The 21,234-nt window shown below is 65.0% G+C and carries 20 protein-coding genes and 1 pseudogene; 8 read left to right on the forward strand and 13 right to left on the reverse strand.

Going from position 1 to position 21,234, the window contains the following annotated elements:
• Positions 1–164: 164 nt before the first annotated feature.
• Complete coding sequence (locus AC1DW2_RS19600; protein ID WP_477006986.1) at positions 165–413, reverse strand: hypothetical protein; 249 nt, start codon at positions 411–413, stop codon at positions 165–167.
• Between the two features lie 11 nt (positions 414–424).
• Positions 425–682, reverse strand: coding sequence for a DUF7662 domain-containing protein (locus tag AC1DW2_RS19605; RefSeq protein ID WP_028148420.1), 258 nt, complete (start codon positions 680–682; stop codon positions 425–427).
• Positions 683–819: 137 nt separating this feature from the next.
• Here AC1DW2_RS19605 and AC1DW2_RS19610 point away from each other — a divergent pair, with 137 nt between their 5' ends.
• On the forward strand, positions 820–2,316 hold the full coding sequence (locus tag AC1DW2_RS19610; RefSeq protein ID WP_477006987.1) for a sensor domain-containing diguanylate cyclase: 1,497 nt from the start codon (positions 820–822) through the stop codon (positions 2,314–2,316).
• Between the two features lie 106 nt (positions 2,317–2,422).
• Here AC1DW2_RS19610 and galU read toward each other — a convergent pair whose 3' ends face one another.
• Positions 2,423–3,298 (reverse strand): UTP--glucose-1-phosphate uridylyltransferase GalU, encoded by an 876-nt coding sequence (gene galU, locus AC1DW2_RS19615; RefSeq protein WP_014498169.1) that lies wholly within the window; start codon positions 3,296–3,298, stop codon positions 2,423–2,425.
• 254 nt (positions 3,299–3,552) lie between these two features.
• Here galU and AC1DW2_RS19620 point away from each other — a divergent pair, with 254 nt between their 5' ends.
• Complete coding sequence (locus AC1DW2_RS19620) at positions 3,553–4,884, forward strand: lytic murein transglycosylase (protein WP_477006988.1); 1,332 nt, start codon at positions 3,553–3,555, stop codon at positions 4,882–4,884.
• Positions 4,885–5,055: 171 nt separating this feature from the next.
• A pseudogene (locus AC1DW2_RS19625) lies at positions 5,056–6,727 on the forward strand (SGNH/GDSL hydrolase family protein).
• A 188-nt stretch (positions 6,728–6,915) separates the two neighbouring features.
• Here the strand turns inward: AC1DW2_RS19625 and AC1DW2_RS19630 are convergent.
• Together AC1DW2_RS19630 and AC1DW2_RS19635 are read right to left on the reverse strand one after the other, a co-directional pair.
• Positions 6,916–7,290, reverse strand: a complete 375-nt coding sequence (locus AC1DW2_RS19630; RefSeq protein WP_063981006.1) for a CsbD family protein — start codon at positions 7,288–7,290, stop codon at positions 6,916–6,918.
• Positions 7,291–7,426: 136 nt separating this feature from the next.
• The gene (locus AC1DW2_RS19635) at positions 7,427–8,164 is read right to left on the reverse strand and encodes an SDR family NAD(P)-dependent oxidoreductase (RefSeq protein ID WP_063986080.1); all 738 of its coding nucleotides are present in this window, start codon (positions 8,162–8,164) and stop codon (positions 7,427–7,429) included.
• A gap of 98 nt (positions 8,165–8,262) precedes the next feature.
• On the opposite strand from AC1DW2_RS19635, the gene AC1DW2_RS19640 reads away from it, so the two are divergent.
• Both AC1DW2_RS19640 and AC1DW2_RS19645 read left to right on the forward strand, forming a co-directional pair.
• On the forward strand, positions 8,263–9,042 hold the full coding sequence (locus AC1DW2_RS19640; RefSeq protein WP_063981005.1) for an SDR family NAD(P)-dependent oxidoreductase: 780 nt from the start codon (positions 8,263–8,265) through the stop codon (positions 9,040–9,042).
• A 113-nt stretch (positions 9,043–9,155) separates the two neighbouring features.
• Positions 9,156–10,043: a TauD/TfdA dioxygenase family protein gene (locus AC1DW2_RS19645; RefSeq protein ID WP_063981004.1), complete on the forward strand. Its 888-nt coding sequence runs from the start codon at positions 9,156–9,158 to the stop codon at positions 10,041–10,043.
• 175 nt (positions 10,044–10,218) lie between these two features.
• Here the strand turns inward: AC1DW2_RS19645 and AC1DW2_RS19650 are convergent, their stop codons facing one another.
• Entirely contained in the window at positions 10,219–10,863 is a 645-nt protein-coding gene (locus AC1DW2_RS19650; protein WP_063981003.1) for a YqgE/AlgH family protein, read from the reverse strand.
• 142 nt (positions 10,864–11,005) lie between these two features.
• Here AC1DW2_RS19650 and AC1DW2_RS19655 point away from each other — a divergent pair, with 142 nt between their 5' ends.
• The 3 genes from AC1DW2_RS19655 to AC1DW2_RS19665 all read left to right on the forward strand — a co-directional run bounded on the left by AC1DW2_RS19655 (position 11,006) and on the right by AC1DW2_RS19665 (position 14,553).
• Positions 11,006–11,845 carry a protein-disulfide reductase DsbD domain-containing protein gene (locus tag AC1DW2_RS19655; RefSeq protein WP_063981002.1) on the forward strand — a complete coding sequence of 280 codons (840 nt, stop codon included), beginning with the start codon at positions 11,006–11,008 and terminating at the stop codon, positions 11,843–11,845.
• Positions 11,846–12,170: 325 nt separating this feature from the next.
• On the forward strand, positions 12,171–13,538 hold the full coding sequence (locus tag AC1DW2_RS19660) for a flippase (protein ID WP_428841268.1): 1,368 nt from the start codon (positions 12,171–12,173) through the stop codon (positions 13,536–13,538).
• A 190-nt stretch (positions 13,539–13,728) separates the two neighbouring features.
• Entirely contained in the window at positions 13,729–14,553 is an 825-nt protein-coding gene (locus AC1DW2_RS19665) for a sulfite exporter TauE/SafE family protein (protein ID WP_283017999.1), read from the forward strand.
• Positions 14,554–14,716: 163 nt separating this feature from the next.
• Here the strand turns inward: AC1DW2_RS19665 and AC1DW2_RS19670 are convergent, their stop codons facing one another.
• From AC1DW2_RS19670 to AC1DW2_RS19700, 7 genes are all read right to left on the reverse strand, one after another.
• The gene (locus AC1DW2_RS19670; RefSeq protein WP_028157423.1) at positions 14,717–15,505 is read right to left on the reverse strand and encodes a 3-hydroxybutyrate dehydrogenase; all 789 of its coding nucleotides are present in this window, start codon (positions 15,503–15,505) and stop codon (positions 14,717–14,719) included.
• A gap of 1 nt (position 15,506) precedes the next feature.
• Entirely contained in the window at positions 15,507–16,682 is a 1,176-nt protein-coding gene (locus AC1DW2_RS19675) for a DUF3734 domain-containing protein (protein WP_063980999.1), read from the reverse strand.
• A gap of 78 nt (positions 16,683–16,760) precedes the next feature.
• Positions 16,761–17,264, reverse strand: a complete 504-nt coding sequence (locus AC1DW2_RS19680) for a CAP domain-containing protein (protein WP_063980998.1) — start codon at positions 17,262–17,264, stop codon at positions 16,761–16,763.
• Between the two features lie 96 nt (positions 17,265–17,360).
• The gene (locus tag AC1DW2_RS19685; RefSeq protein WP_063980997.1) at positions 17,361–18,395 is read right to left on the reverse strand and encodes a sulfate/molybdate ABC transporter ATP-binding protein; all 1,035 of its coding nucleotides are present in this window, start codon (positions 18,393–18,395) and stop codon (positions 17,361–17,363) included.
• The gene (gene cysW / locus AC1DW2_RS19690) at positions 18,385–19,296 is read right to left on the reverse strand and encodes a sulfate ABC transporter permease subunit CysW (protein ID WP_063980996.1); all 912 of its coding nucleotides are present in this window, start codon (positions 19,294–19,296) and stop codon (positions 18,385–18,387) included. The genes AC1DW2_RS19685 and cysW overlap by 11 nt, the downstream gene beginning before the upstream one ends.
• Before the next feature lie 9 nt (positions 19,297–19,305).
• Positions 19,306–20,142 carry a sulfate ABC transporter permease subunit CysT gene (cysT, locus tag AC1DW2_RS19695; RefSeq protein WP_071916676.1) on the reverse strand — a complete coding sequence of 279 codons (837 nt, stop codon included), beginning with the start codon at positions 20,140–20,142 and terminating at the stop codon, positions 19,306–19,308.
• 33 nt (positions 20,143–20,175) lie between these two features.
• Positions 20,176–21,177 carry a sulfate ABC transporter substrate-binding protein gene (locus tag AC1DW2_RS19700; protein WP_028148402.1) on the reverse strand — a complete coding sequence of 334 codons (1,002 nt, stop codon included), beginning with the start codon at positions 21,175–21,177 and terminating at the stop codon, positions 20,176–20,178.
• Positions 21,178–21,234 lie beyond the last annotated feature (57 nt).

A 21,234-nucleotide genomic window follows, 5' to 3' on the forward strand; every position in this document is an offset into this window, starting at 1 on the left:
GGGCGCCAGAACACATGCGTGCGCGTCTGCGACCGGCAGACGACCAGATGCCTTATACGAGCCCATGACGAACGCTGGCCCCATAATCGCCAATGAAGGCCGTGGTTCTACACTTGGGCTAACGCCCCCCGTCTCGCGCTTGCGGCGCACCGCGTCCAGCTGACCTACCCTGGCTTGCGTCGTAGCCCCGCGACCAAACAAAACCCCACCACCAGCGAGATCGCGGCAAGACCGCCCCAGACCATTCCCGCCTGTTCGAGATAAACATCCTGTGTTACAGGGTCGTAGCAGCGGCCGAGCTCGTTGAAGCAGTCGCGCCAGCGCCAGTAGCGGGCCTCGAAGGCGAGCGCGAACAGCAGGCCTGTTGCAATCAGGGCTGCGCCAAAAATCCCCCTTAGCCAGCGCAGAATCATGCAGCGTCAGCTCACCTGCGCTGCTTCTTCTTGGTGAAGCGCACGCTCTGGCCGTCCGGCATCCGCGTCGCGACGAACCCCGCGGCGAGGCAGGCTTCGCGCTGGGGCATCTGGATGTCGGGGCTGCGGAGGCTGTCCCACCATGAGGCGCGATTCGCCGCCCGCGGCAGGGCCGAGCCGATGATCTCCTCGATCTGCTCGAAACTCAGCACGAATTCCGTTTGCTTCTGCCGCATCAGGTAATCCCGCAGCGCGTCGTAATCGTTCACAATCGTCCTCTCGTCCCAGCTCCGCTGCCCAAAAGCGATGCCCGCGGAAACCAATTCTTAACTCATTGTGGCAGCGCCGTCCCGGCTTAAACACTACGCAAGATTTCGGGCGCATCCACTAGTGTCGGGAGCACTCGATGCAGTCTGGATGGCGCGACGTCACGACCCGCCGGCCGTGGCGGATTTCGGCGAAGCTGCTGATCATATCGTCCGTCGTGACGGTGATCGGCTTTTCCGCCATTTGCGTCAACGTCATGCTGGACATGCGCCGCGGCGAGGAGGCCCTCGCGCGCCAGACGCTGGACAATCTGGCCACCTCCATCGAAGCAGATATCAGCCGCAACATCGAGATCTACGATCTCTCCCTGAAGGCGGTCGCCAGCAACATGCTGCTGCCGGAGATCAACGCGGTCTCGAAGCCGATCCGTCACCTGATCCTGTTCGATCACGCCACCACGGCGCGGCACTTCGGCGCCATCCAGGTGTTCGATGCCGAGGGCAGGCTGACCATCGACGCCTCCACGCTCGATCCCCTGCCGGAGAACCGGAGCGAGGAGGACTACTTCAGGGTTCATCGCGACGATCCCGACGCCGGCCTCTTCATCAGCCGTCCGATGCTTTTCCGCGGCGCCTATTCCATCGTGCTGAGCCGGCGCATCAGCGATACCGACGGCGGCTTCTTGGGGGTCGTCACCGGCTCGATCCGTTTCAGCTATTTCCACGAATTGTTCGAGCGCCTGAACCTCGATCCCGACGATACCATCACCGTGCTGACGCGCGATCGCACCATCATGATGCGGCGGCCGTTCGATCTCGACGTCATCGGCAAGAATCTCGGGACGCGGCAGAGCTGGAAGGCCGACAATCTCAAGGCCGGCGGGTCCTATGCGGGCCAGGGTCCGGTGGACGCGACGCCGCGCCTCTACGTCCGCAGCACCGGCCCKGGTCCGCTGTTCGTGGTGGCAGGCAAGCCGCTCGCCGCCGTGTTCGAGCTCTGGCAGAAGGAAGCCTACCGCATCGGCGCCGTGGTCCTGGCGCTCATCCTGTTCATGCTGGCCTCGACGCTGGTGCTCGCCCGCGAGATCGGCCGACGCGCCGATGCCGAGCGCAAGCTCGAGGAGATGGCGACGACGGATGCGCTCACCGGCTTGAAGAACCGCCGCAAGTTCGACCAGGTCATCGACGTCGAATGGCGCCGCGCGATGCGCCAGAAGACGCCGGTCGCGCTGCTGATGATCGATGCCGATCACTTCAAGGCCTACAACGACACGTTCGGCCATCAGGCCGGCGACCAGGTGCTGGTCGGCATCGCGATCTGCATTTCCGATTCGGTGCGGCGGTCCGGCGACTGCGCCGCGCGCTATGGCGGCGAGGAATTCGCGGTGCTGCTGCCGAACACCTCGGCCGCCGAGGCCTTCAATGTCGCCGAGACGATCCGCGGCAAGGTGCAGGGCTGGTCCGACGACCAGGCGATGTCGACGGTCTCCTGCGGGATTGCGGGCTTGGTTCCTACCACCGGCCTGGACTGGCCGGTCCTGGTCGCCGCCGCCGACAAGGCGCTCTATGCGGCGAAAGCCGGCGGCCGCAACCAGTCCGTGGTCGCGAGCCTTCCGAAGCTGTCGTTGGTGGCGTGAGGGGCCCCCTCCGTCATTGCGAGCGAAGCGAAGCAATCCAGACTGTCTCCGCGGAGGCAGCCTGGATCGCTTCGTCGCTTCGCTCCTCGCAATGACGAGTGGAGCGCTACTGCCCCAGATACTTCTTCATCTCCGCAATCAGCCCATCGCGCAGTTCCGGCCGCTTCAGGCCGTAGGCGATGTTGGCGCGGAGGAAGCCGGGCTTGGAGCCGCAATCATGGCGCTCGCCCTCGAACTCGACGCCGTAGAATTTCTGCGACTTGGCGAGGCCGATCATGGCGTCGGTGAGCTGGATCTCGCCGCCGGCGCCGCGCTCCTGGGTCTCAAGGATCTTGAATATCTCCGGCTGGAGGATGTAGCGGCCGGTGATGGAGAGGTTGGAGGGCGCGGTGCCCTTGGCCGGCTTCTCGACCATGCCGTCGACCTCGAACATCTTGCCGGTGCGCTTGCCCACGCCGCAGATGCCGTATTGATGGGTGAGATGGTCGGGCACGGCCTCGACCGCGATGACGTTGGATTTTTCGCCGAGCGTTGAAGCCGTCTCGATCATCTGCTTCAGGCAGCCGGTCGTGTTGAGCACGAGCTCATCGGGCAGCACCACCGCGAACGGCTCGTTGCCGACGATGTCGCGCGCACACCAGACCGCGTGGCCGAGACCGAGCGGCGCCTGCTGGCGGGTGAAGCTGACGGCGCCGGCCTCCGGCTGGTTCTGCGCCAGGATGTCCTGCTCGGCCTTCTTGCCGCGCGCGGCGAGCGTCGCGTCGAGCTCGAACATCTTGTCGAAATGATCTTCGATGACGTTTTTGTTGCGGCCGGTGACGAAGATGAAGTGCTCGATGCCGGCTTCCCTCGCCTCGTCATAGACGTACTGGATCAGCGGCTTGTCGACGATGGTCAGCATTTCCTTCGGCATCGCCTTGGTGGCGGGCAGGACGCGGGTGCCGAGGCCGGCGACGGGGAATACGGCTTTGCGAATTTTCATGGGACAGATCGAATACCTGAGGACGTGAAGGGAGCAATGGTATCTTGCTAGCTTGTTTGCAGCCGCTAACAAAGGCGGATGTGGGGCCTCGCGCTCACAGAGTTGAGAAAAAGGCCGACACCAAAATTTCACCTTTGTTAAGCTATTGGCAACCGGTACCGGGCCTCCTGAAGGCGGATTTTCGGCCGGACAGGTAGGGTATGATGCAATCAGTGGCAGGGCTGGCGAAACGTGCTGGATTTGTGACCGGCGCAATGATGCTTGCGGCCGCTGTGCTGCTGCCTGTCAGCGCGCACGCCCAGGCGCAGAACGGCTTGTCGAACCTGTTCGGCGGTATTTTCTCCGGCCCGAATCCGGCGCCTGCGCAAGCCCCGCCCGGCCCCGGCGGCGCCTTGCCATGGACCGGCGAGGACGGCGCCTCCGGCCACCCGTTGATGACGGCCGCCGCGATCCGCGAGGCCGCCTCCAACTTCAACAATTGCGTCGCGGGGATGTGGCCCGATGCCGCACGGCGCAACATCACGCAGGAGAATTTCCAGCGCTTCACGGCCGGGCTGTCGCCTGATCTGCGCATCATGGACCTGATGGATTCGCAGCCGGAGTTCACCAAGTCGATCTGGGACTATCTCGACATCCTCGTGAACGACAACCGCCTCGCCAAGGGCCGCGAGGTCCTCGCCAAATACAAGGCGCAGTTCGACGCCACCGAAAAGGCTACCGGCGTCGACCGCTACATCATCGCCTCGATCTGGGGCATCGAGTCCAATTACTCGACCCAGATGGGCGACCGCAGCGTGCTGCAATCGACCGCGACGCTCGCCTGCATCGGCCGCCGCCAGGCGTATTTCAAGGACGAGTTTCTCTCCGCGCTGGAGATCCTCAACCGCGGCGATCTCAGGCCTGAGCAGATGCGCGGCTCCTGGGCCGGCGCCTTCGGCCCGACCCAGTTCATGCCGACCGCGTTCAAGCGCTTTGCCGTGGATGGCGATGGCGACGGACGGCGCGACGTCGTCGACAATCCCACTGATCTGATCGCCTCGACCGCCAACAATCTGAAGAAGGACGGCTGGCAGGCCGGCCAGACCTGGGGCTACGAGGTCGTGGTGCCCCAGGGCTTCAACTACATGCTGGCCGATCGCGCCAAGGCGATGACGATCCCGCAGTGGGAGAAGCTCGGGCTCAAGCGCCCATCCAACCAGCCCTTCCCGCATCCGGCCGAGAAAGCCTATCTGCTGGCGCCCGCCGGGGCGCAGGGCCCGGGCTTCCTGATGCTGCAGAATTACCGCGTCATCATGAAGTACAACCCGGCCGAGGCTTATGCGCTGGCGATCGGCCATTTCGCCGACCGGCTGCGCGGCGGCCAGCCCTTCGTGCAGCCCTGGCCGCGCCAGGAGCGCGAGCTGTCCCGCACCGAACGGCTGGAACTTCAGCAGCTGCTGGCCCAGCGCGGCTTCTACAAGGGCACCCCGGACGGCCAGTTCGGCGGCCAGACCCGGGAGGCGCTGCGCAATTTCCAGGCCTCGATCGGGGTCCCCGCCGACGGATTTGCCTCCTCGGACGTGCTGGATCGCCTCCGCGGGCGGTAAAATCGCGCCGAAAGTAACCCTGAACAGGGATTTTGCCCGATCGCCTTGACGGGGATGGCTATTCCCCGGTGTATGGCAGAAGAATCCGCAAAGAGAATCTGCCCGTTTGGCGCCTGATTCCGCTATTATATCGAGCCTGTCCCGATCCCCATTGCGCGTGCCTGAGATCGCATGTCGAAGAAGTCCCTATTCAAGGCGCTGACCGAGACCGGCCCGCTGATCGCGCTGGGGACGGCGCTTGCGATTCTGGTCTCCATCGCGGGACCCGCCTCGGCGCAGTTCTTCAACTTCCCCGGCTTCGGCGGCCCGCCGCAGCGGCAGGCCCCGCCACCGCGGAACGGTGGAGGCGGCGGCTGGTTCGGCGGCGACTTCTTCGCACCATTCCAGCAGCAACAGCCGCAGGCGCCGCGCCAGGACTTTTCGCGTGCGCCGGCACCAGCCAAGCGCGACACCACGCCCGACAAGAACGTGCTGGTGATCGGCGACGCCATGGCCGACTGGCTCGCCTACGGCCTCGAAGACGCCTACACCGAGCAGCCCGACATGGGCGTGATCCGCAAGCACAAGACCACGTCCGGCCTGATCAAGTACCAGCCGAAGGGTGAGCCCGCGGACTGGGCGGCGGCAGCGAAGGGCATCCTCGAGACCGAGAAGCCTGATGTGATCGTCGTCATGCTCGGCCTCAACGACCGCATCTCGATCCGCGAGGCCGCGCCCGACAAGGCGACGGACAAGGACAAGAAGAACGACAAGGGCGCGCGCGCCAAGCCACCGGCCAAGCCGGGCGATGCTAAACCCGACACGGCCGCCAAGCCGGACGACAAGCCCGCCGACACCGACCTGCCGCAGGACGATGCCGACAACGCCGACACGCCGGCGGTCGCAGCGCCGGAGAAGACCGCGCGCAACCCGAACGGCCTCTACGAATTCCGCGACGAGCGCTGGGTCGAACTCTACGGCAAGAAGATCGAGGAGCTGGCCAACGTTCTCAAGTCCAAGGGCGTTCCGGTGCTCTGGGTCGGCCTGCCCGCGATCCGCGGCCCCAAGGGCACCGCGGACATGCTGTTCCTGGATTCGCTCTATCGCGAAGGCGCGGCCAAGGCCGGCATCACCTATGTCGATGTCTGGGACGGCTTTGTCGACGAAGCCGGCCGCTTCCTCCAGAAGGGCCCGGACTTCGAGGGCCAGATCCGCCAGCTCCGCAGCTATGACGGCGTCTATTTCACGAAACCTGGCGCACGCAAGCTCGCCCACTATGTCGAGCGCGAGATCACGCGCCTGCTCGCCGGACGCTCCGGCCCGATTGCGCTGCCGAGCGAGCCTGCGACCCCCGACACCAGCGCCGAGCCCGGCAAGCCCGCGCCGCGGCCGCTGGCGGGACCGATCGTGCCGCTGGTTGCGGCCTCGATCTCGGCCGATCAATTGCTGGGCGGACCGGGTTCGCGTCCCGCTGCCGTCGATGCGCTCGCCGCGAAGACGATGGTGAAGGGTGAGCCGCTGGCCGCGCCCGCCGGCCGTGCCGATGATTATGCCTGGCCGCGCCGCGAAGTCGGCCGCGAGCAGGCCAAGGGTGATACGCCGATGGCTGCGACGACGCCCGACGGCAGCGCCACTCCCAGCACACCGGGTGCAGCCGCCGCGATCGCGCCGCCAAGGCTCGCGCCGAAGAAGCCGCCGGTACAGCAGCAGCCGCAGCAGCCGGCCCAGGCAACGCCGGCATTCCGCGATTTCTTCGGCTTCGGCTCTCCGCAGCCACCGCCGCGTCAATTCGCACCGGCGCCGCGTAATCCCAATCCCGCGCCCGCCTGGTAACGTCGGGCGATCGGCGGAGATGTTCCGGTAGTTTTTCTGAATTGAGATCTCGTGTCCCGGACGCGCTGCAGCGTGTAACGCTGCAGCGCAGAGCCGGGACCCAGCACTGCGACATTCACCAAAGAATGGGCCCCGGCTCAGCAAAGCGGCGTTACCGGACGATGCTACGCATCGCCTAGGCCGCATTGCGTCCGGGGCACGAAAAATTCGGGCGGTGGCTCAGCCGTAATAGCGCCAGCGCGGCGGCGGGCGACGGGCGGGACGCGACATCAGGAGCGCGAGTGCGAAGCCGATACCGCCGGCGATCAGCAGCGCACCGAGCGGATTGTCCTGCACCTTCTTGGCAATCGCCTGCGAACCGTCGCGCAAGGTCTCGGCCGGCTTGTCGTAGGCGTCCTTGGCGTAGCCGGCCGCAGTCTCACCGGCGTCGCGCACGGCATCCTTGGCCTGGCCGTAGAGATTCTGCACGGTGCCGGCGGCTTCCCGCGCCTTGCCTGACGCCTGTGTCTGCGCATCGCCAGCGAGATCACCGACGGCGCCTTCTGCGCGCCCAGCGAATTCCTTGGCCGATCCGACGATCCGATCCTTGTCCATGTTGCTCCTCCTCGGGGGTCAGCCGAGGTAACCGATCAGGAGCAGCGCAGTTCCAAGCTTCTGCGAAAGTGTGTAGTCCGGACTACGCTTCCGCCTGCGCTCTTCGGGCTACGGCAGACATGTCGCTCCATCCGGGCTACAGGATGAGCCCGCCATCGACCACCAGCGTCTGGCCAATGATGTAGGACGACAGCGGCGAGGCGAGGAACAGCGCCGCGCCCGCCATGTCAGCCGGCGTGCCCAATCGCCGCAGCGGAATGCGTGACAGCGCGCCTTCGAGCCGCTTGGGATTGTCGGTGGTCACCTTCGTCATCTTGGTGTCGACGAGGCCGGGCGCGATACCGTTGACGCGGATGCCATCCTCGGCCCAGGCCTCGCCCAGCGTCCGCGTCAGTCCGACTGCGCCGGTCTTCGAGGCGTTGTAGGCGGGATTGCCCATGGTGGAATGATAGGCTGCGGTCGAGGACACCATGATCAGCGCGCCCTTGCTATCGCGCAGCATGGAGTGAAACCGCGTCGCGCAGGCCATCAGGCTCATCAGATTGACCTCGACGACCTTGCGGAAGCCGGCCATCTCGAACTCGCCGCGGCGATAGAGCACCGCGCCCTGCGCGAGCACGAGCACATCGAGACGGTCGAAGGACGGCTTGAACGCTTCCACCGCGCCGGTGTTGCCGACGTCGAGCTGCGCATAGGAAAGACCCGTGAGATCGGAGCCTTCTAGCGCCGAATATTCCGCAGGATGAGCACGCGTGCCGCAGACTGCAACTTGCGCGCCCCTGGCGCGAAAGGCTTGCGCGATGCCGTTGCCGATACCGCTGGAACCGCCGACCACCAGCACCTGCTTGCCTGAGAAATCGAGCTCGTTCGCCATCGCGGCCTCCCCTTTTGTTTTGCTTGTTTGACCTGTCTGCGGATCGATGCCAGCCTTGTCCATCTCATAACAAGAAACAAGAGACGCGAGGAAACGGCATGTCCGAATTCAAGGAGCTCAGCCGGTCGGTGAAGGGCCTGACCGTTCTCGTCACGGGTGCGGCGAGCGGCATGGGGCGCGCGACCGCGCGCGTGTTCGCCGCTGAAGGCGCGAACGTCGCCGTCACCGACTTTGACGAGCAGGGCGCGCTGTCCGTTGCCAAGGAGATTGCCGCGAACGCCGGATCCGCGAAGGCGTGGAAGCTCGATGTCGCCGATGGCGGCGAGATCAAGCGCGTGGTTGGCGATGTCGCGGCGCATTTCGGCGGGCTCGACATCATCGTCAACAATGCCGGCATCTCCGTGCGCGTCGCGATCGACGACGAGGCTTACGAAGACGCTTGGGCCAAGGGGATCGCCGTGATGCTGACGGCGCATCCGCGCATCATCCGCGCCGCGCTGCCGCACCTGCGCAAGTCGAAGAGCCCGCGCATCGTCAACATCGCCTCGACCGAGGCGCTCGGCGCCACCGCGTTGCACAGCCCCTATTCGGCGGCGAAGGGCGGCGTGGCGAGCCTCACGCGCTCGCTCGCCGTCGAGCTCGGCCGCGAGGGCATCACCGTCAACTGCATCTGCCCGGGCCCGATCCGCACCGCCATCACCGACCGCATCTCCGAAGAGCACAAGACGATCTACGCCAAGCGCCGCACTGCACTCGGCCGTTACGGCGACCCCGAGGAGGTCGCGCATATGACGCTGAGCCTGTGCCTGCCTGCGGCGTCTTTCCTCACCGGCGCGGTGATCCCTGTCGACGGCGGCTTGATGGCGCGCAACGCGTGAGAGCCATGACGCTTAAGAGATATGCGCGCCGAGCGTTGACAACGCCGGTCGCGGGAGTAGCTTTTTCACCGGCAGAGCGGGACCAACCGCTCGCGGTTCGCGGGAGAAACACCATGACGATCGCCATCCGGCAGCTTCAGAAACATTTTGCCGGCGAGGTTTCCGGCCTCGACCTGCGAAAGCCTCTCACCGAGGCCGAGGCGCGCGAGGTCGAGGCAGCCATGGACAAATATGCGGTGCTGGTCTTCCACGACCAGGACATCACCGACGAGCAGCAGATGGCCTTCGCGCTGAATTTCGGCCAGCGCGAGGACGCGCGCGGCGGCACCGTGACCAAGGAAAAGGACTACCGGCTGCAATCGGGCCTCAACGACGTCTCCAATCTCGGCAAGGATGGCAAGCCGCTGGCGAAGGACAGTCGCGCGCATCTGTTCAACCTCGGCAACTGCCTGTGGCATTCCGACAGCTCGTTTCGCCCGATCCCCGCAAAATTCTCGCTGCTGTCGGCGCGGGTGGTGAACCCGAAGGGCGGCAATACCGAGTTCGCCGACATGCGCGCGGCCTATGACGCGCTCGATGACGACACCAAGGCCGAGATCGAGGATCTCGTCTGCGAGCACTCGCTGATGTATTCGCGCGGATCGCTCGGCTTCACCGAGTACACCGACGACGAAAAGCAGATGTTCAAGCCGGTGCTGCAACGCCTGGTGCGCACCCATCCGGTGCATCGCCGCAAGTCGCTGTACCTCTCATCGCATGCCGGCAAGATCGTCAGCATGAGCGTCCCCGAAGGCCGGCTGCTGCTGCGCGATCTGAACGAGCATGCGACGCAAGGCGAGTTCGTCTACGTCCACAAATGGAAGCTGCATGATCTCGTGATGTGGGACAACCGCCAGACCATGCATCGCGTCCGCCGCTACGACCAGTCCCAACCCCGCGACATGCGCCGCGCGACGGTGGCGGGGACAGAGCCGACGGTACAGCAGCAGGCGGCGGAGTAGGCGGCACACCCCGCTGGACGTGGTCATCGCCCGGCTTGACCGGGCGATCCAGTACTCCGAGACGGTTGTGATGGAATCGATAGGCCGCGGCGTACTGGATGCCCCGGTCAAGMCGGGGCACGACAGCGGAGGGTGGCGCAGGACACCGCAAACCGTCGCAGCAGCTGCTACACAGCTACGCGTGTCCCGCATCGTTCGAGAGCATGCCGGGATCGATGCCGATCTTGCGCAGCGCACGTCCGTACTTCTCGTCGACATCGTCGCCGAAGATCAAATCCGAATCCGCATCGCAATGCAGCCAGCCATTGCTCTGGATTTCGGTCTCGAGCTGGCCCGGCGCCCAGCCGGCATAACCAAGCGCGAGGATGGCGTGCTTCGGGCCGGAGCCGTTGGCGATCGCCCGCAGGATGTCGACGGTCGCGGTGAGGCAGACGCCGTCGTCGATCCGGAGCGTCGCGTTCTCGATGTAGAAATCGCTGGAATGCAGCACGAAGCCGCGGCCGGTATCGACCGGCCCGCCACGCAGCACCTTCATGCTTTCGGCGTTCTCCGGCAGCTTGATGTGCTCGCCCTTCTTGATGATGCCGAGCTGCTGCAACAGCTCGGGGAAGTCGATGCTGCCGGCGGGATGATTGACGATGATGCCCATCGCGCCCTCGGCGGAATGCGCACAGAGATAGATCACCGAGCGCTCGAAGCGCTCATCGCCCATCACGGGCATCGCGATCAGGAGCTGGCCGTCGAGATAGCCGGCCGAGCTGGGAAGCGCGGGGGCCGCGCTGCGGGTGCTTTCGCCCGTCCTTTTGCCTGTGGGAGCCATCGGTGAAGCACTCCGGTTTCGATTCCTATCCTGATGTCGGGCCGGGCTGCTGTCAAATCAAGGCTTGCATAGACTTGATTCAGGTGCATCCATCACAAGCAATTCAATGGTTTGCCCAGGGGCGACCCTGTAAAGACGTGCCATGCTGACAAGAGTTCCCCTGCATGCGGCGTTTGGCGTCGCAACAACCCTGCTTGCGTCGTCGATGACGCTCGCAGCGCGCGCCGACGACGCTTCGCCCTGGCAGCGCGACGGCCATTCCGCAGTGCGATTGCTGGCGGGATCGCGCAGCGGCGCCGTCCTGCTCGGCGGTATCGCCTTCCAGCTCCAGCAGGGATGGAAGACCTACTGGCGCATCCCCGGCGATTCCGGCGTTCCGCCGCGGTTCGATTTCTCCAAATCGGACAATGTCGAAGCGGTGACGGTGATGTGGCCGGCGCCGCTGAAATTCGATGACGGTGCGGGCGGGCATTCGATCGGCTATCACGGCCAGGTCGTGCTGCCTCTGCGCATCGTGCCCAAGGCGCCCGACAAGCCGGTGACGCTGCGCGCCGAGATCAACTACGCCGTGTGCGAGAAGCTCTGCGTTCCCGTCGAGGCCAATGTCGAGCTCGGCTTCAACAACGTCGCCTCGACCGAGGACGCTAATCTGCGTGCTGCGCTCGACACCGTGCCGAAGCCTGCCACGATCGGTGATCCCAATCCGCTGACCATCCGCGACGTCAAACGTGACGGTCCCAAGAATGTCGTGGTCGACGTGGTCGTGCCTGACAGCCGCGGCGTCAATTTGTTCGTGGAAGGGCCAACGCTCGATTGGGCGTTGCCGATTCCGGCGCCGGTCGAGCGCAGCCCACCCGGCGTGCAACGATTTTCCTTCGAGCTCGATGGACTGCCACCGGGCGCCAAGCCCGACGGAGCGGCGTTGAAGTTCACGCTCGTCGCGCCCGAGAAGTCGTACGAGTTCAATACGAATCTGGAGTGAGCCGGAGCTGAGTTGCGCTGCCAGCGCCCCATATTCAGCTGTCGTCCCGGGGCGCGCGCAGCGCGAGCCCGGGACCCATAGCCACAGGGAGTGGTTTGGCGAGGACTCGGAGTTACCAGCCAGCGCAACAATTTCTCCCTGGGGTTATGGGTCCCCGCCCCCCGTGCGCAATTGCGCACTAGGCGGGGACGTCGCTGGTGGCTGGAGCGGCAGCATGCCTCACCCAACCCAATCTTAACGAATGGTTGCTAATCCCCAAGGGCTACCGCATCAGGCCTGCCGCAGCATGCGGGACGCCTGATACGGACGCCCTGGGGATCTCGAATTGGCCGTGATGGATGCAGAACCCGCAACGACCGGACCTGCCGGCCTCATCGCGCGGCTGCGCGCGAAGCTGATGGGCGGGTCGAACGAAGCGTCGCTGACGCGGCGGTTGGCCGGCACCATCTTCATCATCCGGGTGATCAGCGCGGGCCTCGCCTATTTCTCGCAAGTTCTGCTCGCGCGCTGGATGGGGACGTCCGACTACGGCATCTATGTCTATGTCTGGACCTGGGTGTTGCTGCTCGGCAGCATGATGGACTTCGGCATCTCGGCCTCCGCGCAAAAGATCATTCCCGAATATCGCACCAGCGGCGAGCATGCGCTGCTGCGCGGCTTTCTCTCCGGCAGCCGCTGGCTGACCTTTGCCGCGTCCACGCTGGTGTCGCTGGGGCTCGCCGGAATCGTCAAGCTGCTCTCGCCCTGGATCGATCCGGCCGAGGTGCTGCCGCTCTATATCGGCTGCATGACGCTGCCCGCCTTCGTCGTCGCCAACACCCAGGACGGCATCGCGCGCTCGCATGACTGGATGCAGCTCGGTCTGATGCCGCAATTCATCATCCGCCAGGCGCTGATCATCGGCATCACGGCCGCTGCCTTCCTGCTCGGCTATCATCTCGGCGCGGTCGCCGCGATGGTCGCGAGCGCCGGCGCGGTGTGGATCGCGATGACCGGGCAGATGGTGGTGCTGAACCGCAAGCTCGCCGATCACATCGAGCCGGGCCCCAAGACCTACGACATCGGCGGCTGGCTCGCCGTCTCGCTGCCGATCCTGCTGGTCGAGAGCTTCTACCTGCTGCTGTCCTATACCGACGTGCTGGTGCTTCAGCAGTTCCGCCCATCGGACGAGGTCGGTGTCTATTTCGCGGTGGTGAAGACGCTCGCCCTGGTCTCGTTCATCCACTACGCGATGTCGGCGACCACAGCGCACCGCTTCGCCGAATACAACGCGCTCGGCGACAAGGCGCGCCTGTCGGCCTATGTCGCGCATGCCATCAACTGGACGTTCTGGCCGTCGCTGGCAGCGACCATCGTGCTGCTTGCGCTCGGCAAGCCGCTGCTCTGGCTGTTCGGCCCGCAATTCACGGTCGGCTACGACATCATGTTCGTCGCCGCGATCGGCCTCGTGGTGCGCGCCGCGATTGGACCGGTCGAGCGCCTGCTCAACATGCTCGGCCAGCAGAAGATCTGTGCGCTGGCCTATGCGCTGGCGTTCGTGATGAACCTCGTGCTCTGCATCGCGCTGGTGCCACGCTTCGGCGGTCACGGCGCCGCGGCCGCGACCTCGATCTCGCTGACATTCGAGACGGTGCTGCTGTTCTGGATCGTGCGCCAGCGGCTCGGCCTGCACGTGCTGGCGTTTGGCAAATAGGCGCTGCCACCCGGGTTGCCGGCCTGGAGAATGGCTGTTTCGCGCCTTGCGCGGCGGCGACTGAAACCCCCTCCCCGCCCACCGTCTGTCGCAAGATTTTTCTTATTCAACCGAAGCGATTGCGTTTCAGGGAAATTTTATTCTACGTCATATTGCTCAACCGACGAGATAAACCTAAGATTCCCCAGACATGATTGATCCGCTCTATGTCGCCTCCGGATTTGGCGTCGGCCTGCTTGTCGGGATGACCGGCGTGGGTGGCGGCTCGCTGATGACGCCGCTGCTGATCCTGCTGTTCGGCATCCACCCCTCCACCGCCGTCGGCACCGACCTGCTCTATGCCGCCGCCACCAAGACCGGCGGCAGCGTGGTGCATGGCTGGTCGCGGAGCGTGCACTGGCCCGCCGTGCTGCGGCTCGCCTGCGGCAGCATCCCGGCGAGCGCGCTGACGCTGCTCGTGCTGTGGAAGCTCGACCTCAGGAGCGATTCCGAGCGCAGCCTGGTCAATCTGGTGCTGTGCTTTGCATTGCTGCTGACCGCGACATCGCTGATCTTCCGCAAGGCCCTCATGGAGCGCTATCGCGGCCGGCTGGAACGTGTCGACGATCGTACCACGGCGATCGCGACCGTCGTCACCGGCATCGTGCTCGGCGTGCTGGTGTCGATCTCGTCGGTCGGTGCCGGCGCGGTCGGCGTCACCGTGCTGCTGCTGCTCTATCCGCGCCTGCCGATGGCGACCATCGTCGGCTCGGACATCGCGCATGCGGTGCCGCTGACGCTGGTTGCCGGGGCCGGACATTGGGCGCTCGGCGATGTGGATTGGGCCCTGATGGGCGTGCTGCTGCTGGGCTCGCTGCCCGGCATCATCGTCGGCAGTCTCAGTGCGACGCGCGTCCCCGAGACGGTGCTGCGCCTGACGCTTGCCTGCGTGCTGTTCGTGGTCGCCAGCAAGATCATGTTCGCGGAGCTGAACCTGTCGTCCGCGATCGTGACGGCGCTGGCCTGGACGCATTAGGCCAACCACCCGCCCTAGCTGTCATCGCCCGGCTTGACCGGGCGACGACCAAGGGCGGGATCGTAGGGTGGGCAAAGCGAAGCGTGCCCACCGTTTCTCCTCAATCGCGGGAGGATGGTGGGCACGGCGCTGACGCGCCTTTGCCCACCCTACGGCTGGAGCCTTACTCCGCCGTCCAGCCGCCGTCGATCGACAGGTTGGTGCCGGTGATCTGCGCGGCATCGTCGCCGCACAGGAACAGCGCGAGGGCTGCGACCTGCTCGGAGGTGACGAACTCCTTGGTCGGCTGCGCGTCGAGCAGCACGTCGTTGATGACCTGCTCGCGCGTGAGGTTGCGCGCCTTCATCGTGTCGGGGATCTGCTTCTCCACCAGCGGCGTCCAGACATAGCCGGGGCTGATGCAGTTGCAGGTGATCTTGTGGGTCGCGACCTCGAGCGCCACGGTCTTGGTCAGGCCGGCGATGCCGTGCTTGGCCGACACATAGGCGGACTTGAAGGGCGAGGCGACCAGCGAGTGCGCCGACGCCGTGTTGATGATACGGCCCCAGCCCTTCTTCTTCATGCCGGGCACCGCCGCGCGGATGGCATGGAAAGCCGAGGACAGGTTGATCGCGATGATCTGGTCCCATTTCTCAACCGGGAATTCCTCGATCGGCGAGACGAACTGGATGCCGGCATTGTTGACGAGGATGTCGACCGAGCCGAACGACTTCTCGCCGAGCGCGATCATCCCGGCGATCTCGGCGGGCTTGGTCATGTCGGCCGGCGAATACACCGCCTTCACGCCGAAGTCGGACTCGATCTTGGCGCGTTCCTTCTCGATGTCCTCCGGCGAGCCGAAGCCGTTGATGACGACATTGGCGCCGGCGGCGGCGAAGGCGCGCGCATAGGCGAGCCCGATGCCGCTGGTCGAACCGGTCACGACGGCGTTCTTGCCTGACAGACTACCCATGTTATTCGCTCCTTTTTGGCGGGGGCGCGGTGACGTCCCCCGTGAGATCGTAGGTCACCATGGTCTCGCCGGACTGCGGCCGCTCGAGCCAGTCCTTGTGGCGCATCGACAGATGCACGTCGCGCACGCCGGCTTCCCAGTGCTCGACCATGGCGACATGCGAGAAGTCGTAATCCTTCGACGAGGATTCGTAGTTCTTGCTGCGATAGATCAGATGCACCACGGTGACGGTGCTTTCGCGCGATACCTTCGCGAGGAATTCCACGGAAGGATCATTCTTCAGATAATCGGGCAATTTGGAAATCAGATCGCGCACGGCCCGGCGGGCGTTGTGGATCTGCTTGTTCTTGTCGGTGTTCATCCGCGTGCGGCTGGAGAAGCGGATGTCCTTCTCGCGCTCGGTCGCCTCGAGCAGCGAATTCGGCAGATCGCCGCGGGCGCTGAACAGATCGACCTGGAAGATCAGCATGTCGCGAGCGACCTCGGCATCGAGCACGTAGTCGAGCGGCGTGTTGGAGGCGATGCCGCCGTCCCAATAGTGCTCGCCTTCGATCACGACGGACGGAAATCCCGGCGGCAGCGCGCCGGAGGCCATGATGTGCTCGGGGCCGATGGTCTTGCCGAGCTTCTTGAACTCGTAATTGTCGAAATATTTGAAGTTGCCCGAGGTGACGCCGACGGCGCCGACCGACAGGCGCGTCTTCAGATCGTTGATGCGATCAAAATCGACCAGGCGCTCCAGCGTCTTCTTCAGCGGCGCGGTGTCGTAATAACTCTCGGCCTGCTTGGTGCCGGGCGGCCAGAGCGGCGCGGGCGGAATGCGCGGCGTGAAGAAACCGGGCACGCCGAAGGTCGCGATCAATGCGGCACTGGTCGAATTGAACAGCTCGCGGCTGTGATCGCTCTTGCCGATCGGCTTCCACGGCACCGGCGCCGACACCATCTCCCAGAATTCCTTGAGCCGCTTGACGCGGGTCTGTCCCTCGTTGCCGGCGATGATGGCGGCGTTGACCGCGCCGATCGAGATGCCGGCGACCCATTCCGGCTCGAAGTCGAAATGGCACAGCGACTGGTAGGCGCCGGCCTGATAGGAGCCGAGCGCCCCACCGCCCTGGAGGACCAGGACGCGCTGCGCCTTCGCGGGGACTGTTGCGACTTCCGGGCTATGATCTGTCATCTGGGAACAATAGCAAAAGGCGAGCCACCGTGGCGACAGTCCGCCGCGGCGTCAATGCATCCCGGGATCAAGTCTGGCTTATCGGGGGTCGGTCGAGGCCAGGATCATGGTCCAGAACACCTTGTATTTGGTGCCGGGAGCATAGCCCGCCGCGATGCCCAGTTTTGTGACACCGCTCTTGAGCATGTTGGCCCGGTGCGGAGGCGAGTCGCGCCAGCCGGAAAACGCTTCCGCCAGCGTATGATAGCCCGCCGAAACGTTCTCGACCGCCACCGTCGCCGGATAGCCGCCCGCGCTGAGGCGCTTGGCCAGCGGGGCGCGGACATCATGGTCCATCTTGTTGGCCGCCGCCATGGCCTGGGACTGGGATTCGGCGAGCCGCATCAGATCGGGGTCGATCACGACGGTGCCGAGGGCGTTGTTCTGGCGGTATTGCGAGATCATGATCGCTGCCGCCTGCGCATCGAGCTTGGTGCCCGGGACCGACATGTCGGCATACATCGACGGCTGCTGGACCGGTGCTTCGTTGCCGGCGCAGCCGGCGAGAAGCAAAGTGATGAGTATTGCGGCCGCAGCGCGCATGTTCAGGGGCCCCCAAATGAGGGGCCGTTGTTGCATACCAACCGTGGCTGAAAGGTGAATATTGAGGAAGATTTGAGCTTTCGGCCGAGGCGCCTACTAGCCCGCAAATATCCGGTAGCGGCGCGGTTCGAGGCCGATCGTGTCGCCGGCGCGCAGTTCCCTGTCGCGGGGGGCGTCGATCTCGATGGTCTCGCCGCCGGATAGCGCCACCTCGGCCCGCTGCACGGGGCCGAAATTCCGGACGTGCTGCACAGCGCCCTCGAAGGCACCGCTTCCGGGCGGGCCGACCAGCATATCATGTCGCCGCACGAACAGTTTTGACGCGCCAGACACCAAGCCGTCTGCTGCAAGATTGAGTGGGCGGTCGCCGAGCCTGATGACGCCGCCTTCGACCTGGACCGGCAGCTCGATGGATTCGCCGATGAAGCCGTGGACGAAGGCGGTCGCCGGGCTTTCATAGACGTCGTCGGGCGAGCCGATCTGCTCGATCCTACCCTTGTCCATCACCACGACGCGGTTGGCGACTTCGAGCGCCTCCTCCTGGTCGTGGGTGACGAAGATCGAGGTGACGTTGATCTCCTGGTGCAGCGAGCGCAGCCATCGGCGCAGCTCCTTGCGCACCTTGGCATCGAGCGCGCCGAAGGGCTCGTCGAGCAGGAGGATGCGCGGCTCGATCGCGAGCGCGCGGGCGAGTGCGATGCGCTGGCGCTGGCCGCCGGAGAGCTGGCTCGGATAGCGGTCGGCGAGCCAGTCGAGCTGCACGAGATCGAGCAGCTCCTTGACGCGCGCACGAATGGTGGACTCGTCCTTACGGCTGGCGCGCGGCTGCACGCGCAGGCCGAAGGCGACGTTCTCGAACACCGTCATGTGGCGGAACAGCGCGTAGTGCTGGAACACGAAGCCGACGTTCCGTTCGCGCGCGCCCCGCGCCAGCGCATCCTCGCCATTGAAGGAAACCTCGCCGGAATCGGGCCAGTCGAGGCCGGCGATGATGCGCAGCAGCGTGGTCTTGCCGGAACCGGACGGACCGAGCAGCGCCAGCAGCTCGCCATTGTCGACCTTGAGATCGACGCCGTCGAGGGCTTTGAAGCTGCCGAACTGCTTGACGAGATTCCTGACTTCAATGGTCACTTGCGTCGTGTCCTTCGTCGAGGTGACGTTCGAGAACGGTCTTGGCGATCAACGTGATCAGGGCCAGCATCGCCAGCAGCGAGGCGATCGCAAACGCAGCGACGAACTGGTACTCGTTGTAGAGAATCTCGACCAGCAGCGGCATGGTGTTGGTCTCGCCGCGGATGTGTCCGGATACCACCGACACGGCGCCGAATTCGCCCATCGCGCGCGCGTTGCAGAGCAGGACGCCGTAGAGCACGCCCCATTTGATGTTGGGCAGGGTGACGCGGAAGAAGGTCTGCAGGCCGGAGGCGCCGAGCGAGATCGCGGCCTCCTCCTCCTGCGTGCCCTGCTCCTGCATCAGGGGGATCAGCGCGCGCGCCACGAACGGGAAGGTCACGAAGGTGGTGGCGAGCGCGATGCCGGGCACCGCGAACAGGATCTGGATATCGTGATCCCTAAGCCAGCTGCCGAAATATCCCTGCGCGCCGAACAGCAGCACGAAGACGAGGCCCGAGATCACCGGGCTCACCGAGAACGGCAGGTCGATCAGCGTGATCAGGAAGGTCTTGCCGCTAAACTCGAACTTGGCGATGGCCCATGCCGCGACGAGGCCGAATACGAGATTGAGGCCGACCGAGATCGCCGCGACCAGCAGCGTCAGCTTGATCGCAGCCAGCGCCTCCGGCTCGGCGAGCGCGGACAGATAAGCGAGAACGCCTCTCGAAAAGGCCTGCGCGAACACCAGAACCAGCGGCAGCACGACGAAGACGCTGAGGAAGACCACCGCCAGCGCAATGATGGCGATACGTATTGCGGGCGGCTCGGTGCGGAGGCTGTCCCGGGCGGCGGCCGCGTGGGCACGCGCGCGCGCATCGGTCGAAGGCAGCGAGACGGAATCTGCGATCTGCATCGTCATGATCTGCCCTCAGCGCGCCGGGATCCGGCTCTGCGCCCAGCGCTGGAGCCGGTTGACGGCGAAGATGATGACGAAGGAGACGACGAGCATGACCACCGCGATAGCGGTCGCGTCGGCATAGCGGAATTCGGACAGCCGGATCACGATCAGGAGCGGCGCGATCTCGGAGACATTAGGCAGATTGCCGGCGATGAAGATCACCGAGCCGTATTCGCCGACCGCGCGGGCGAAGGCGAGCGCGAGGCCGGTGAGCAGCGCCGGTCCGAGCGAGGGCAGGATCACGCGGATGATGGTCTGCCAGCGGCTGGCGCCGAGGCTGCCGGCGGCCTCCTCGATCTCGGGGTCGAGGTCCTGGAGCACCGGCTGCACGGTGCGCACCACGAAGGGGATGCCGATGAAGATCATGGCGACGAAGATGCCGATCGGCGTGAATGCCACCTTGATACCGAGCGCTGCGAGCGGCGCACCCAGCCAGCCCGTCTCGGCAAACAGCGCCGTCAGCGCCACGCCGGCGACCGCCGTCGGCAGCGCGAACGGCACGTCGACGATGGCGTCGAACAGCCGGCGCCCGGGGAAGCGGTAACGCACCAGCGCCCAGACGATGATGCTGCCCATGACGAGATTGACGCAGGCCGCCGCAAAGGCGAGGCCGAAGGAGACGCGCAAGGCGTTGAGGGTGCGGCGGCTGGACAGGATGTTCCAGAATTGCTCGGGGCTCAGCTCCAGCGATTTCAGGAACAGCCCGGCCAGCGGAATCAGAATGATGATGGAGAGCCAGGAAAGCGTCAGTCCCATCGTGAGACCGAAGCCCGGCAATGTCCGTCGTCGTGCTGCAACTGCGCTCACCAGGCCCCCTGCTACTCCTAAGACGGCGCCCGATCAGTTCTTGTAGATCTGATCAAAGACGCCGCCGTCGGCAAAATGTTCCTTCTGCGCCTTGGTCCAGCCGCCGAAAACGTCGTCGATCGTGAACAGTTCGACCTTGGCGAAGGAGTTTTCGTACTTCTTGGCGATCTCGGCGTCGCGCGGACGGTAGAAATTGCGCGCGGCGATTTCTTGACCTTCCTTGGTATACCAATACTGGAGGTAGGCATCGGCCGCGTTGCGGGTGCCTTTTTTATCGGCAACCTTGTCGACGATCGCGACCGGCGGCTCGGCGAGGATCGATTGCGGCGGCGCCACGATCTCGAACTTCTGCGCACCAAACTCCTTCAGGGCGAGATAGGCCTCGTTCTCCCAGGCCAGCAGCACGTCGCCGACGCCGCGCTCGACGAAGGTCACGGTGGCGCCGCGCGCACCGGTATCGAGCACCGGCACCTGCTGGTAGAGCTTTCCGATGAAGTCCTTGGCCTTGTCGGCCGAGCCGTATTTCTTTTGGGCAAAGCCCCAGGCGGCGAGATAATTCCAGCGCGCCCCGCCGGAGGTCTTCGGGTTCGGCGTGATCACCGAGACACCGGTCTTGAGCAGATCGTCCCAGTCCTTGATGCCCTTCGGATTGCCCTTGCGCACCAGAAACACGATGGTCGAGGTATAGGGCGATGAATTCTGCGGCAAACGCTTCTGCCAGTCGGTCGCGGTGAGGCCCTTGTTCGCGACGGCGTCGATGTCATAGGCGAGCGCGAGCGTCACCACATCGGCCTGCAATCCGTCGATCACGGCACGCGCCTGCGAGCCGCTGCCGCCATGCGACTGCTTGATCTCGACGCTCTTGCCGGTTTCCTTTTGATAGGCATTCGCGAACGCCTTGTTGAACTCGGCATAGAGCTCACGCGTCGGATCGTACGACACGTTCAAGAGATTGATGTCAGCGGCGAGAGCCGAGCTTGCCAACAATCCAGTCAAGAGCAGCCCTGCCGCGAGCGGAACGATACGGCGCATCATGTCCATCTCCATTTACCTCGACGACGTCATCGTCATCGATGGCACGCGGGCATAACT

The sequence above is a fragment of the Bradyrhizobium sp. P3_C3 genome, from assembly GCF_056402655.1.

Bases quoted from the DNA above. Each gene is read 5' to 3' on its own strand.
- AC1DW2_RS19600 (WP_477006986.1), bottom strand. From the start codon at position 413: ATGATTCTGCGCTGGCTAAGGGGGATTTTTGGCGCAGCCCTGATTGCA.
- galU (WP_014498169.1), bottom strand. From the start codon at position 3,298: ATGAAAATTCGCAAAGCCGTATTCCCCGTCGCCGGCCTCGGCACCCGC.
- AC1DW2_RS19620 (WP_477006988.1), top strand. From the start codon at position 3,553: ATGATGCTTGCGGCCGCTGTGCTGCTGCCTGTCAGCGCGCACGCCCAG.
- AC1DW2_RS19630 (WP_063981006.1), bottom strand. From the start codon at position 7,290: ATGGACAAGGATCGGATCGTCGGATCGGCCAAGGAATTCGCTGGGCGC.
- AC1DW2_RS19635 (WP_063986080.1), bottom strand. From the start codon at position 8,164: ATGGCGAACGAGCTCGATTTCTCAGGCAAGCAGGTGCTGGTGGTCGGC.
- AC1DW2_RS19640 (WP_063981005.1), top strand. From the start codon at position 8,263: ATGTCCGAATTCAAGGAGCTCAGCCGGTCGGTGAAGGGCCTGACCGTT.
- AC1DW2_RS19645 (WP_063981004.1), top strand. From the start codon at position 9,156: ATGACGATCGCCATCCGGCAGCTTCAGAAACATTTTGCCGGCGAGGTT.
- AC1DW2_RS19650 (WP_063981003.1), bottom strand. From the start codon at position 10,863: ATGGCTCCCACAGGCAAAAGGACGGGCGAAAGCACCCGCAGCGCGGCC.
- AC1DW2_RS19655 (WP_063981002.1), top strand. From the start codon at position 11,006: ATGCTGACAAGAGTTCCCCTGCATGCGGCGTTTGGCGTCGCAACAACC.
- AC1DW2_RS19665 (WP_283017999.1), top strand. From the start codon at position 13,729: ATGATTGATCCGCTCTATGTCGCCTCCGGATTTGGCGTCGGCCTGCTT.
- AC1DW2_RS19670 (WP_028157423.1), bottom strand. From the start codon at position 15,505: ATGGGTAGTCTGTCAGGCAAGAACGCCGTCGTGACCGGTTCGACCAGC.
- AC1DW2_RS19675 (WP_063980999.1), bottom strand. From the start codon at position 16,682: ATGACAGATCATAGCCCGGAAGTCGCAACAGTCCCCGCGAAGGCGCAG.
- AC1DW2_RS19680 (WP_063980998.1), bottom strand. From the start codon at position 17,264: ATGCGCGCTGCGGCCGCAATACTCATCACTTTGCTTCTCGCCGGCTGC.
- cysW (WP_063980996.1), bottom strand. From the start codon at position 19,296: ATGACGATGCAGATCGCAGATTCCGTCTCGCTGCCTTCGACCGATGCG.
- AC1DW2_RS19700 (WP_028148402.1), bottom strand. From the start codon at position 21,177: ATGATGCGCCGTATCGTTCCGCTCGCGGCAGGGCTGCTCTTGACTGGA.